This window comes from Ruegeria sp. HKCCD4315 (assembly GCF_013112245.1).
Classification (GTDB): Bacteria; Pseudomonadota; Alphaproteobacteria; order Rhodobacterales; family Rhodobacteraceae; genus Ruegeria.
In genome coordinates this window covers 3,573,788-3,586,032 of record NZ_WVRN01000001.1, presented here as the reverse complement: position 1 = coordinate 3,586,032, position 12,245 = coordinate 3,573,788, and the positions used below count along the sequence as shown (strand labels likewise).

Genomic DNA, 12,245 nt, shown 5'->3' with positions numbered 1-12,245 from the left:
AGTGCCCCGGTGCAAAGTACCGGGGCCGTTCGGTTTGTCATAAAACTGCAAATAAACCGTCACATCCCTGCAATGACCCGGGTTCATCCCCCTCGTATCCAACTGAGAGGGGATACTTACCGATGTCATTGCGCTATGCCTGCCTGACATCTGCCCTTGCCCTGACCGCTGGTCAGGCCGTGGCAGAGATGAACTTCAACCGAATTGCGTCCTTCCCGGTCGTCAAGAACATGGCCGAGGGCGCGGATACAACCCGTGAGACTTCGCCCGAGATCATCGCGGCCACCGCTGACGGCATGACGCTGGTCTACACCGACAGCCCGATGGGCGTGATCGGCATGATCGATATAACCAACCCTGCAAGCCCGGCACCGTTGGGTGCGATGGAGGTGGGCGGCGAGCCGACATCCGTGGGCATCGTTGGCGCGACGGCTTTTGTGGGCGTGAACACGTCAGAAAGCTATACCGCCCCGTCCGGCAAACTAATCTCGGTCGATATCGCGGGCAAATCGGAAACCGGTGCCTGTGATCTGGGCGGTCAGCCCGACAGCGTCGCCATCGCCCCCGATGGTAGCTTTGTCGCCGTCGCCATTGAAAACGAACGCGACGAAGACCTGAATGAAGGCATCATCCCACAACTGCCCGCTGGGTCGCTGGCTCTGGTGCCACTGAAAGACGGCACACTGGACTGCGCGGACATGAAGATGGCCTCGCTGACCGGTTTGGCAGAGGTCGCGCCGACCGACCCTGAGCCGGAGTTTGTGGACATCAACGCCCTCGGCGAAACCGTCGTCACTTTGCAGGAAAACAACCACGTCGCAGTGGTCGACAGGGACGGCAACGTGGTCAGCCATTTCTCGGCAGGCGCGGTTGATTTGGAAGGCATCGACACCACCGATGAACGCGGCGCGTTGATCTTCACCGAAAGCCAGCCGGGCCGTTTGCGCGAACCGGACGCGGTGAAATGGATCGACGACAATCACTTCGCGACCGCCAACGAAGGTGACTATGAAGGCGGGTCGCGTGGTTGGACAGTTTTCCACAAAGACGGCACCGTTGTTTACGAAAACGGCACCGATTTCGAGAAGGCCATCATCCAGATCGGACACTACCCTGACAAGCGTTCAGACAGCAAAGGTGTTGAGCCGGAAAGCGTGACCGCGGCCACCTTTGGCGGCACACCGATGATCTTCGTCGGGGCCGAGCGCGCCTCGGTCGTGGGTGTCTATGACGCCACCGATCCGGCCAACCCCGTGCTGAAACAGCTGCTGCCCTCGGGTGTTGGCCCGGAAGGTTATGTGGCGATTCCCGACCGCAACCTTCTGATCTCGGCCAATGAAAAAGACCTGATCGAAGATGGCGGCCCTCGCGCGCATGTTTCGATCTTTGAATATCAGGACGCCCCGGCCAACTATCCGCATCTAACCTCGGAAGGTGCGGATGAGCTGATCGGGTGGGGCGCTCTGTCCGGTCTGGTCGCGGATGAAGACGGCATGATCTATGCGGTCAATGACAGCTTTTATGGCTTCCAGCCGTCGATCTTCAAGATCGATCCCAGCCAACAACCGGCTCGCATCGTAGACGTGATCCGCATTCACCGCCAGGATGGCAACCCGGCGCAGAAGCTGGATCTGGAGGGCATCACGCTGGACGGCAAAGGTGGTTTCTACGTCGCCTCCGAAGGCCGCACCGACCGCGTCATCCCGCACGCGATCTATCACGTCTCGGCTGAAGGTCTGGTCAAGGACCGCAAGGGCGAGATTGGCCTGCCGCCGGAGTTAATGGCCGTTGAAAAACGCTTTGGTTTCGAGGGCATCACCAAGGTTGGTGACACCCTGTGGATGGCTGTACAACGCGAATGGAAAGACGACCCCAAAAACCACGTGAAACTGGTGGCCTATAACCTTAAGACCAAGGAATGGGGTGCCGTGCATTACCCCAAGGCGAACCCGGAAAAAGGCTGGGTCGGCCTGTCGGAAATCGTTGCCTTTGGTGATCATGTCTACGTCATCGAGCGCGACAACCAGCACGACCACCGCGCCGTAACCAAAAAGATCTACCGCATCCCGCTGTCCGAAATGACCCCAGCCCCGCTGGGTGGCGCATTGCCCGTGGTCAGCAAGCAAGAGGTCCGTGACTTGCTGCCCGACCTGACCTCGACGGGTGGATACGTTCTGGACAAGATCGAAGGTCTGGCCATCCTGCCCTCGGGCGAGGCGTTTGTGATGACTGACAATGATGGTGTTGACGATGCCTCGGGCGAGACGATGTTCTGGTCGATCGGGTCGGTAACGGCTGGGAATTGACCTACTTGCATAACTTGAGAAACCCCGCACAAAATTGTGCGGGGTCATTTTACTTCAGACGTTAGATTTTAACCCTTTGCGGCTTGTTAGATCTGCTGCCGATTCTGTGGGCGCATTCGGCGGCCGCTATTTCTGCACTTTTAGTAATTGATGGTGAAGTAGCGATCCAAGTTATCGGCCTGCTGGATTGAAAGACGCGTGGTGCATTCAGCAATTGTTGCCCCCCAGCCCGAGCCTCCGGCGTGCCAACCAACGATATTGTCTTCGGAACACATCTTATTCGCGAACTGAAGCCAGAGGCGCTGAGCTGCACGCAGATTAGCTACCCATTCCTCGTCTATCTCCTCTACGTCCTGAGTACCCAGTGGTCCTTGCTTCAGTATGCGCTGATACACTGCATTCAGATAATCGTCCGCGCGCTCCAAACCGATGAAATTACAATACTCGCGAGGAGACACTGCGGCTCCTCCGGGAATGAAGAAACCCTTGCTTTCGAGAACTTCTTCCAAGTCTTTGACGCAGTCTTGAATGCCTACAATTACACATGCTTCCCGATTAATTGAATCACTTTCAAAGCGCTTCTCAACCTTAAGATAGGATTTGTCGTATTCGGCGGCGGCGGCCTCCGAGTCATAGGCATGTGCACTTGTTCCCATAACAATAAACCCAATTGCCAATATCAGTTTAAGCATATGTATTTCCTCACAATAGATCGGCGGAGATTGACCCAGCTTTCCCCCGTGGGGTGCTGTTCAATGGGAAACTGGTTGGACGGGCCTCTGTCGTCAAGCACTTCTTTTGGTTGATCTCTGTCACACGTAATACGCGCAAAGATAGAGCACAAAATCAGTGCGTGGCGGTCAGGATAACGTGTAACATTGGACCGGACACCGCGGCCTTAGTTAACTGGAAGATAATGCGCGGGTATGGTGCATCTCTACGTAGGCTCCAAAGTCCAATTTGCCACGCATAACTGACGTTCAACCTTCACCACGCCGCGCTCACGGTGAACGACCGCTCCGTCAGCTTAGCAAACACTCAGGAGAGCGCCCAAAAACATCGCCCCGCGTCTGGAGGAACGCGGGGCGTGAGTTGCGACAGTCTGGGAGGAGGAGACTGCCGCAAAGTTTTTCAGGAGTGTTAGTTGACGGCCTTGGCGTCAACGACGTCTTTTTCAATGGCCTTGGCCGATGAGATCTCGATCCGGCGCGGTTTCAGCGCCTCGGGCACTTCGCGCTTCAGGTCGATGTTCAGCATGCCGTTCTCGTGGCTGGCGCCAGTGACACGCACGTGATCGGCCAGCGCAAAACGGCGTTCGAACGCGCGGGTGGCGATGCCACGGTGCAGATAGCTGCGGTCTTTGTCCTCGGCGGCTTTCTTGCCAGCCAAGACCAGCGAGTTTTCTTTCACTTCAACAGACAGGTCTGCTTCGGAAAAACCGGCGACGGCGACGGAAATCCGGTAGGTGTCGGCATCGGTTTTTTCGATGTTGTAGGGGGGGTAGCTGGGCTGAGCCACATCATTGGTCAGAACGCGATCCATCATGTCGGCGATCTGATCAAAGCCAATGGTGGCGCGGTGCAGCGGTGCAAAGTCAAATGTACGCATTTGTCGTATCCTCATCCTTGAGCGATTTACGAAATTTTGCCCTCCGACTGGACGGGCAGTGATTGATACCGGACCCCGTTGTGGCGACCCGATACACATCAAATGGGTAGCGATTTGACCGAGTTCAACCCCCGCCAGAGCTGATGAATTTCGCACCAGACCCGGACTTGCCGGACCCCACCTGCAACCGGCGGATCGACGCTTTTGGCTGAGGCGCATCGCGCCGCATGATCGCCTTAAGCTCAGAGACGATCCCGTCCAGCTCCATGCCAAATCCGACCTTCCGGCTGCCGTTTGTACCAACCGCCGAAACAACAGACAGAATCTGCCAACGTGAGCCGTTCTTTGCCAAAATAGCGGACCCGGACGAGCCGAAGGTGATGTCGCAATCAAACAGGATCAGACCCTGCTGACGATCAATGATACGGCAAGAACGTTCCCGTGTGATCGCCTCAGACCGTCCGCGGCCATAAGAGGCAATGCTGACCTCATTTCCCAGAACACGCCCGCTGTACAGTGCAAAGGGATCTGCGACAGAGTAGGGGATGGGCTTATCGAGGCGCAACAGTGCGACGTCAATCCGAACGCTATCATGGGAAAGCGGCGGTTTAGAGCCATAGCTGGGATGAATCGCGACCTGCGTGATCCGACTCTCGGCCAGGGCGTTGCCGTTGCTGAGACCTGCGCGAAACGTGATGTCTTCTGGGGCAAATGCTTTGCCTGAGCGCCCGTCCACTGCGCAATGCGCTGCTGTCAGAACCATGTCCTGCGCGATCAGCGTACCCGTACAAAATGACTCGTCCCCTATGTCCAGCCGGCCTATCGCCTCCCAGCCGTAAAGGTCGTCCCGGTCCGTCAACTTGCGCTTGTTCGCTTGCGCGTGGGACGTGGTTGCCAGAATGCACAAACCTAAAATGAGACTCAGTAAAACTCTGATCATGGCCGAATAAACCTTGCACCGATATTCTTGCCCGACCCGGATCCCGACGTTGAAAGCCCAAATCCACGCCCGGCAGACAACTCATTGCGCAGCAATTGCAGCGAGTGTTCAACAGCAGTGCCAATTGCCACGTTCTGGCCGTCCAAACTGGCCTTGGCCGCAACAACCGACACGATCTGGGGGCGCGCACCTGCAAAGGAAAAGACCGGTGCGCCGGACGAGCCAAAATCGACGTCGCAGGACATGACCATGACACCCTGCTGCCTGTTCATGACCGAGCAGACCTGTTGCAGCGAAGGAGCCTCGGACCGGTCATGCGCATAAGACACCACACCAACCTCTGCGCCACGGCGCGGCTGATCCCCCGATTCAAATGGAATGACGGCAGTGTTTCGGATTGGTTGCCACAGTTCGATCAAGGCCACATCGGCGCTCACCCGGTCGGTCGTCGAGTCTGCACCATATTGATAGTCCGGATGGATCACGGCTTGCCGCGCCGTCCGATAGGCCAAAGCGCGCCCCAAACGCCAACCGGCCAGAAACTCAATGTCCGACGGGTTGATACGCTGCCCGGAAACCTTATCAAACAGGCAATGCGCTGCGGTCAGCACCAGTGTTGGCGACACCAGCGTTCCGGTGCAAAACCCTCTGCCGGCAATATCCAACCGTCCCACGGCCATCCAATCACGCCCGGAATCCGAGGTGTCCAGGCTTTCCAGCCCGGTATCCTGCGCTGTGGCCGCCATCGGCATGACACAGAACACAATCGCCTTGATCCAGTTGCCCACGCGGTTCTCCGGGACTCATTCAGACCTATTTGTCCTACGGGTCGCGTTGGGCGAAAATAGGGCAATCAGGAACCGCCAGAAAATCCAGGTCAACTGATGCGGGTCGGCATCATGTGCTTTACTTCAGGATCGGCACTGCGTCTCCTTGCTGTTGCAAGGATCTTGGCTTTGGGCCACCAGTCGCCCAATCCAGTAATTCGACGGTGTGAACGACTGGCAATTGCGTCCCTGACCCGATCTGCATCATGCATCCGATGTTTCCGGCGGCGATCAGGTCCGGCTTTTTTGCTTCCAGCGTTTTGACCTTGCGCTGTTTCAACTGGCCCGAAATCTCGGGCTGCATCAGGTTGTACGTGCCTGCGCTACCGCAGCACAAATGACTGTCGGCAGGCTCAACAACTTTAAATCCGGTCCGTTTCAGCAAATCCTTGGGATAAGTCTTGATCTTTTGCCCGTGCTGCAAGGAACAAGCCGCGTGATAAGCAACCGTAAGGTCTTGGTCACGTCCTTCCGGCACGTCCAACTGCATGACCAACTCACTGATATCCATGGCAATACCCGAGACACGCGCCGCATCCTTAGCCAAAGGGTCATTGCGGAACATGTGCCCATAGTCTTTAACGGTCGTTCCACAGCCAGACGTGTTGATAACGATGGCGTCTAGGCCGTCACCGTCCATTTCGCGCGTCCAGGCCATGATATTGGCTGCGGCAGCCGCGTGGCTTTCACGACTTTTACCCATATGGTGTGTCAGGGCTCCGCAACATCCGGCCCCTTCGGCCACCACAACCTCGCACCCCAAACGCGTCAGCAACCGGATCGTAGCATCGTTAATGTCGGTATTTAGAGCCTTTTGCGCGCAGCCGGTCATCAGCGCGACGCGCTTTCTCCGGTCTCCTTTGGGCGCAAAACTTTGTGGGTCGTCGTTGCGACTGACCGGCGGGATGTGCTTTGGGGCCATATCCAGCATGGCCCGCAACCGGGCATCGGGCATCAGAAACCGAAACGGGCGGCCCAACTTTGCTCCGATCAAGGCCCAGCGAAATCGCATCGGATAAGGTAGGATTTGGGCCAGAACCGAACGCAGGATACGATCCGTTAAAGGACGTTTGTAATTCGCCTCGATGTATTCGCGCGCGTGATCGACCAGGTGCATGTAGTGCACACCTGATGGACAGGTTGTCATGCAGGCCAGACAGGACAGGCAGCGATCAATATGCTTGACCGTCTTTTCATCCGGGACACGTTCGTTTTCCAGCATGTCCTTGATCAGGTAAATACGGCCGCGCGGGCTGTCCAATTCATCCCCCAACACCTGATAGGTGGGACAGGTCGCAGTGCAAAACCCACAATGCACACAGCTGCGCAGAATCTCATTCGAGCGCTGGATCGCCGGATCTTCCAGCTGTTTTTCCGTAAACGTTGTCTGCATCGCCCTACCCCATGAGCCCCGGATTGAACACAGATCGCGGGTCAAATCTTGCCCGTATCCCTTGTGTTAGAGCAGAAACAGCAGCTTTTTCCGGCTGAAACCGCCCCAGCATTTGCATCTGGTCCGGGTCTGCGCGCACTAGGGTCGAATATCCCTCAACATCACTCAGTTCAGATCGCAGATCAGTGCCTTCCGGGGCCAAAGTCCAGATCAGACCCCCACCCCAATCCACGACCCTATTCGGGTTAGCGTCACCGACCACACGTCTCATGTCAGTCGGTTTGACCGAAGTTTTCCAGACATTGCCCGGTTTGTCGGCAAAAGGCTCAATATCACGCACTTCGCGCCAAATAGCGGTGTTTTCGGCCGCATCAGTGACAACCTGATCCGGCTTCATTTCCGCAAAAAACTCCTGCAACTTGGCAATGCGATACTCGACCGATTGGTCAAAGCCCTCAATCCGCAGCACCGTCCGGGACGGCTTGCCGCCGCCCTCGGGCAACCGAGCCGCACCGTTGACTTCGTATGGTGATCCCAACGCGTCACAAAACAGTTTGGACGTCTCGACCCATCCGCGGTCCTCCCAAACAAGCGTCGCAACGGCCTCTGGCTTGGGCAGCACTTTCAGCGAAACCTCGGTCAACACACCCAAGGTGCCCCATGACCCGGCCATCAACTTGACCAGATCATAACCGGTAACGTTCTTCATCACCCGTCCGCCATTCTTGACCACATGACCGCGCCCGTCGACAAAGCGAACGCCCAACAGAAAATCCCGACACGCCCCGGCCTGTATCCGCCTCGGCCCAGATACGTTTGCCGCTACAACACCACCGATGGTCGGTTCACCCGAAGTTGCAAGCAATCCCCGATGGTCCATCGGCTCAAACGCCAGTTGTTGCCCTTCTGCGTCCAGCGCGGTCTCAATCTCGGCCAACGGCGTACCTGCCTTGGCCACAAGTGTAAGGGCACCGGGTTCATAAAGGGTGATACCGCTCAGCCCGGAAACGTTCAATTCAAGGCCCGGCCCGGTCACACCGCGTGTACCGCCCCCAGCTATCCGAACCGGCCCGTTCAACCCGGCCACCAGGTCCGCCAATTCGTCTTCCGTCTCAGGTCTCATGTGCTTCATCTTTTCATAAATACTCCGGGGAAATCGCGCCTGCGCGATTGGGGCAGAGCCCCTATTCCGCCGCAAGGCGTCGCGCCTCGGATGCGTCCAAGGGGAACACCTTCGCGGGATTCAACAACCACTGCGGATCGAACACATCTTTAATCGCCATCTGCGCCTCAAGATCAGCTGGCGCATACTGATGCGCCATCAAATCCCGCTTTTCGATGCCGACACCATGTTCTCCGGTCAGGCATCCGCCTACATCGACACACAGCTTCAGGATATCTGCCCCAAACGCTTCGCATTTCTCCAGATCGCCCGGTTTGTTGGCGTCAAACAGGATCAAGGGGTGCATATTACCGTCACCCGCGTGGAAGACATTGCCCACGGGCAGGCCGTATTCCTCGCTCAACTCTCCGATCCGGCGCAAAACCTCGGGCAAGGAGGATACCGGGATGGTGCCGTCCAGACACATGTAATCGTTCATTTGCCCCATCGCGCCAAAAGCCGATTTGCGACCCAGCCAAATCTTCGCGCTTTCCTCTGCCGACTGGCTTTCACGCAGTTCAACGGGATTGTGGCGCTTGGCGATCTCTATGATCTTCGCCAACTGATAGTCGATCTCGGCCTCCGAGCCCTCGACCTCGACAATCAGCAAGGCGGTACAATCGGGATACCCTGCATGAGCAAAATTTTCACAGGCTCTGATACAAAGCGTGTCCATGAATTCAATCGCTACTGGCAAAATGCCCGATTTGATAATGTCAGAGACACATTGGCCCGCGACCTCATTGTCGTCGAACCCCATCAGAGCCGGCCGCGCCCCTTCGGGTTTACGCAGAATGCGCAGCGTGGCCTCGGTCACCACGCCCAGCTGCCCCTCTGAGCCACAAATAACACCCAGCAGGTCCAGGCCAGAGGCATCCAGATGCGCGCCGCCGATTTCCACGACACTGCCGTCCATCATCACCATGGTCACGCCCAGCAGGTTATTCGTGGTCACACCATATTTAAGGCAATGCGCGCCACCCGAATTCATCGCGATATTGCCCGCAATGGCACAGGCCAATTGCGATGACGGATCGGGCGCATAAAAGAAATCCTCTTCCTCGACCGCACCGGTCACGCTCAGATTGGTACGACCGGTCTGGACGCGGATGAACCGGTTGTCATAGTCGGTTTCCAGAACGTCATTCATTCGCGCGACACCCAGAATGACACAATCAGCCGTAGGCAAGGCCCCACCCGCCAGCGACGTGCCGGAACCACGTGGCACCACAGGAACCCCTTCCTCATGGCAGATTCGCAGGACTTCGGACACTTCCTGCGTCGATGACGGAAGAACAGCCAGCATCGGTGGACAGCGATAGGCGGTCAGCGCGTCACATTCATAAGCCCTCGTCTCAGCCGGATCGTGAATCACAGCATCTTCGGGCAAAACCTGCTGCAAGCGCGCCAGAACGGCTTGCTTGCGGGCAAGAACATCGGGATTTGGTTGGGGCATTTCCATCGCTGGTCCTCCAATTTGGTAAAATAATATTACCAATTTCATGATCTGGCAAGTTCTTCCGTTCAGTTTTAGTGTCACGCCCATGACCTGGATCGAACGTGCCGCTTTGTTTGCCCCTCTGGATTACGCCGCCCTCGGCTTGCTGCTGGGCGCATGGCTGTGGATAGGGTGGAAGATCGAACATCCGTCGCCACAGAGGCGATCTGTCTCGCAAATGATGGACAATTACCGCCGCGACTGGATGCGCGAGATGGTGACGCGTCAGCCGCGCATGTTTGATGCACAGGTTGTAGCCGCCATGCGTCAAGGCAGCACGTTTTTTGCATCCACTACTATGATTGCCATCGGCGGCGGGCTGGCCCTGCTGGGTAATACCGAGCGACTTGCCGGGGTGGCCAGTGACCTCGCGATAGGCAGCGCGCCCGCTTTGGTGTGGGAAATCAAGATACTTGTTGTCGTACTTCTGCTGGCCAACGCATTCCTGAAATATGTCTGGGCGCATCGCTTGTTTGGCTATTGTGCTGTGTTGATGGCCTCGGTCCCGAACGATCCCGAAGACCCGCAGGCGTACCCACGCGCCGCCCAATCGGCCGAAATTTGCGTCACAGCCGCCCGCAGCTTTAACCGTGGCCTGCGCGCCACCTATTTTGCGCTGGCCTCATTAGCATGGTTCCTCGGGCCAATCGCTTTGATGCTGAGCACCATAATCACGTTCGGTGTTTTGTATCGACGCGAGTTTGCTTCGCAGTCCCGAACAATACTGATATCCCAATCCCCTTACACAGAGACGTGATCCCGATGCGCCGCGATAACCCGTACATTCGCGCCATGCGATATGTGATTCTCAGCGCCTTCCTGGCCAGCCCTGCTTTTGCCGACCCCCCAACGATCGAAAAAGTCGCGGCCACCCGCAGCGGCGACACATGGCGCTTCGACGTTACGATCCGTCATCCCGATACCGGATGGGATGACTACGCCGATGGCTGGCGTGTGCTGGACATGGACGGGAACGAACTTGGGATGCGTGTCCTGCATCATCCGCATGTGGATGAGCAGCCCTTCACCCGCTCGCTGAGCGGCGTGGCAATACCCGAAGGCATCGCACAGGTCCAGATTCAGGCCCGTGACAGTGTTGGCGGCTGGGCCGAAGACACAACGGTGATTGACCTGAACTGAAGTTCAGAACACACCAAGGGCCAAGCCTGCAGCCATCGCGGCCCCGATCTCGCGGCATTTCTCAAGCTGTTCTTCAGGGATGGTCTTTTCGGCCAAAATAGCTTCGGGCGTTTGTGCATATGTGCAAAGGATCAAAGGTGGCTGAACCTCTTTCAACCGCCAGCCGGTCGCGATACGCGCAGTCTGGCGCGCGGCGTTTTCACCGCCGGACCCTGCACAGACCATTTGCGCATAAGGTCGACCTTCGAGCTTACCCAAGACAGGATAGTAACTACGGTCGAAAAATTCTTTCATCAGACCCGAAATCGCCGCCAAATTCTCAGGCGCGCAGAAGATATAGCCATCAGCGGCAAGCAAATCCTCAGGTCCCGCCTGATCCGCGAATTTCAGAACAACATCTGCTTCGTCTCGCCCGGCCTCTGCTGCCGCTTCGGCCATTTGCCGGGCGCCACCAGTGCGCGAATGGTAAACGATCAGAAGCTGCTCCATGTCAGACCCGGTGATAAGGGCCGCCCGACAGAATGGTTGCGGCCCGATAAAGTTGCTCGGCCAGCATCACACGGACCAGCATATGGGGCCAGACCATTGACCCAAATGAGATGGAAAAATCGGCCTCGGCCCGCAGATTAGGGTCTATTCCGTCCGCTCCGCCAATGATCAATGCCAGATCCTGCCGTCCGGCATCACGCCAACCGCCCAGTTTCTTGGCAAATTCGGGTGAGGACATAACCCGTCCGCGTTCGTCCAAGGTACAGTTCACTGCGCCTTTGGGCAGCGCTTTGCGCAGCAGCGCTGCCTCGGCCCCCATGCCTGCATTTTTCTTGTCTTCGACCTCAATCACACGAGCGGGGCCAAGGCCCAGCGAGCGGCCGGTCCGGTCAAATCGGGTCAGGTAATCGTCAAGCAGGGACTTCTCGGGCCCGGCGCGCATTCGCCCGACCGCAACTATGCTGATACGCATATCTCTCTCGCCTCCGGCCCCTCAATACGGGCCGGGATGGCGCCTCAGTTCGCCGAGGCGCTGCCGCCCTGAGGCAGCCACATCTTTTCCAGCTGATAGAATTCACGCACTTCGGGGCGGAAGATATGGACGATCACGTCGCCCGTATCGATCAACACCCAGTCGCCGGCATCCTTGCCTTCAACCTTCGAGGTGAAACCGAATTCCTGCTTGATGCGATCCGTCAGTTTTTCCGCCATGGCCGAGACCTGCCGGGTCGACCGGCCCGATGCGATCACCATGTGATCTGCGACAGAAGACTTTCCCTGCAGGTTGATCTGCACGACGTCTTCGGCCTTGTCGTCGGATAGTGAGGAAAGGATACGCTCAAGCAGCTTGTCGCTGATTGACTGAGAGTGGGCCATTACACT

General features: G+C 57.3%; 13 protein-coding genes. 3 read left to right on the top strand and 10 right to left on the bottom strand.

Annotated features, from left to right (window positions below):
* The first annotated feature begins 122 nt into the window (after positions 1 to 122).
* Positions 123 to 2,306 (top strand): esterase-like activity of phytase family protein, encoded by a 2,184-nt coding sequence (locus GS646_RS17745; RefSeq protein WP_171188154.1) that lies wholly within the window; start codon positions 123 to 125, stop codon positions 2,304 to 2,306.
* 140 nt (positions 2,307 to 2,446) lie between these two features.
* On the opposite strand, the gene GS646_RS17740 is transcribed toward GS646_RS17745, so the two are convergent.
* The 7 genes from GS646_RS17740 to GS646_RS17710 all read right to left on the bottom strand — a co-directional run bounded on the left by GS646_RS17740 (position 2,447) and on the right by GS646_RS17710 (position 9,698).
* Positions 2,447 to 2,998 (bottom strand): lysozyme inhibitor LprI family protein, encoded by a 552-nt coding sequence (locus GS646_RS17740; RefSeq protein ID WP_171188156.1) that lies wholly within the window; start codon positions 2,996 to 2,998, stop codon positions 2,447 to 2,449.
* A 448-nt stretch (positions 2,999 to 3,446) separates the two neighbouring features.
* Positions 3,447 to 3,914: an Hsp20 family protein gene (locus GS646_RS17735; RefSeq protein ID WP_171188158.1), complete on the bottom strand. Its 468-nt coding sequence runs from the start codon at positions 3,912 to 3,914 to the stop codon at positions 3,447 to 3,449.
* A 124-nt stretch (positions 3,915 to 4,038) separates the two neighbouring features.
* The gene (locus GS646_RS17730; protein ID WP_171188160.1) at positions 4,039 to 4,854 is read right to left on the bottom strand and encodes a serine protease; all 816 of its coding nucleotides are present in this window, start codon (positions 4,852 to 4,854) and stop codon (positions 4,039 to 4,041) included.
* Complete coding sequence (locus tag GS646_RS17725) at positions 4,851 to 5,642, bottom strand: serine protease (RefSeq protein ID WP_371732101.1); 792 nt, start codon at positions 5,640 to 5,642, stop codon at positions 4,851 to 4,853. The genes GS646_RS17730 and GS646_RS17725 overlap by 4 nt, the downstream gene beginning before the upstream one ends.
* Before the next feature lie 118 nt (positions 5,643 to 5,760).
* Positions 5,761 to 7,074: a glycolate oxidase subunit GlcF gene (gene glcF, locus GS646_RS17720; RefSeq protein WP_171188162.1), complete on the bottom strand. Its 1,314-nt coding sequence runs from the start codon at positions 7,072 to 7,074 to the stop codon at positions 5,761 to 5,763.
* Positions 7,075 to 7,078: 4 nt separating this feature from the next.
* Entirely contained in the window at positions 7,079 to 8,197 is a 1,119-nt protein-coding gene (locus tag GS646_RS17715; RefSeq protein WP_171188164.1) for an FAD-binding protein, read from the bottom strand.
* Positions 8,198 to 8,258: 61 nt separating this feature from the next.
* Positions 8,259 to 9,698: an FAD-linked oxidase C-terminal domain-containing protein gene (locus GS646_RS17710; protein ID WP_171648558.1), complete on the bottom strand. Its 1,440-nt coding sequence runs from the start codon at positions 9,696 to 9,698 to the stop codon at positions 8,259 to 8,261.
* A gap of 82 nt (positions 9,699 to 9,780) precedes the next feature.
* On the opposite strand from GS646_RS17710, the gene GS646_RS17705 reads away from it, so the two are divergent.
* Both GS646_RS17705 and GS646_RS17700 read left to right on the top strand, forming a co-directional pair.
* Positions 9,781 to 10,491, top strand: coding sequence for a DUF599 domain-containing protein (locus tag GS646_RS17705; protein ID WP_171096663.1), 711 nt, complete (start codon positions 9,781 to 9,783; stop codon positions 10,489 to 10,491).
* A 5-nt stretch (positions 10,492 to 10,496) separates the two neighbouring features.
* Complete coding sequence (locus GS646_RS17700) at positions 10,497 to 10,874, top strand: hypothetical protein (RefSeq protein WP_371732100.1); 378 nt, start codon at positions 10,497 to 10,499, stop codon at positions 10,872 to 10,874.
* 3 nt (positions 10,875 to 10,877) lie between these two features.
* On the opposite strand, the gene GS646_RS17695 is transcribed toward GS646_RS17700, so the two are convergent.
* The 3 genes from GS646_RS17695 to rsfS are packed head-to-tail and all read right to left on the bottom strand — an operon-like array spanning position 10,878 to position 12,239.
* Positions 10,878 to 11,363, bottom strand: coding sequence for a flavodoxin family protein (locus GS646_RS17695; protein WP_171648556.1), 486 nt, complete (start codon positions 11,361 to 11,363; stop codon positions 10,878 to 10,880).
* A gap of 1 nt (position 11,364) precedes the next feature.
* Complete coding sequence (rlmH, locus tag GS646_RS17690) at positions 11,365 to 11,835, bottom strand: 23S rRNA (pseudouridine(1915)-N(3))-methyltransferase RlmH (RefSeq protein ID WP_171648554.1); 471 nt, start codon at positions 11,833 to 11,835, stop codon at positions 11,365 to 11,367.
* A 44-nt stretch (positions 11,836 to 11,879) separates the two neighbouring features.
* Entirely contained in the window at positions 11,880 to 12,239 is a 360-nt protein-coding gene (gene rsfS / locus GS646_RS17685; protein WP_058276550.1) for a ribosome silencing factor, read from the bottom strand.
* Positions 12,240 to 12,245: the final 6 nt, after the last annotated feature.

What these genes read in the sequence shown, in the direction of transcription:
- GS646_RS17735 (WP_171188158.1), bottom strand. Translation starts at nt 3,914, where the DNA reads ATGCGTACATTTGACTTTGCACCGCTGCACCGCGCCACCATTGGCTTT.
- GS646_RS17740 (WP_171188156.1), bottom strand. Translation starts at nt 2,998, where the DNA reads ATGCTTAAACTGATATTGGCAATTGGGTTTATTGTTATGGGAACAAGT.
- GS646_RS17710 (WP_171648558.1), bottom strand. Translation starts at nt 9,698, where the DNA reads ATGGAAATGCCCCAACCAAATCCCGATGTTCTTGCCCGCAAGCAAGCC.
- rsfS (WP_058276550.1), bottom strand. Translation starts at nt 12,239, where the DNA reads ATGGCCCACTCTCAGTCAATCAGCGACAAGCTGCTTGAGCGTATCCTT.
- glcF (WP_171188162.1), bottom strand. Translation starts at nt 7,074, where the DNA reads ATGCAGACAACGTTTACGGAAAAACAGCTGGAAGATCCGGCGATCCAG.
- rlmH (WP_171648554.1), bottom strand. Translation starts at nt 11,835, where the DNA reads ATGCGTATCAGCATAGTTGCGGTCGGGCGAATGCGCGCCGGGCCCGAG.
- GS646_RS17715 (WP_171188164.1), bottom strand. Translation starts at nt 8,197, where the DNA reads ATGAGACCTGAGACGGAAGACGAATTGGCGGACCTGGTGGCCGGGTTG.
- GS646_RS17745 (WP_171188154.1), top strand. Translation starts at nt 123, where the DNA reads ATGTCATTGCGCTATGCCTGCCTGACATCTGCCCTTGCCCTGACCGCT.
- GS646_RS17705 (WP_171096663.1), top strand. Translation starts at nt 9,781, where the DNA reads ATGACCTGGATCGAACGTGCCGCTTTGTTTGCCCCTCTGGATTACGCC.
- GS646_RS17695 (WP_171648556.1), bottom strand. Translation starts at nt 11,363, where the DNA reads ATGGAGCAGCTTCTGATCGTTTACCATTCGCGCACTGGTGGCGCCCGG.
- GS646_RS17730 (WP_171188160.1), bottom strand. Translation starts at nt 4,854, where the DNA reads ATGATCAGAGTTTTACTGAGTCTCATTTTAGGTTTGTGCATTCTGGCA.
- GS646_RS17700 (WP_371732100.1), top strand. Translation starts at nt 10,497, where the DNA reads ATGCGCCGCGATAACCCGTACATTCGCGCCATGCGATATGTGATTCTC.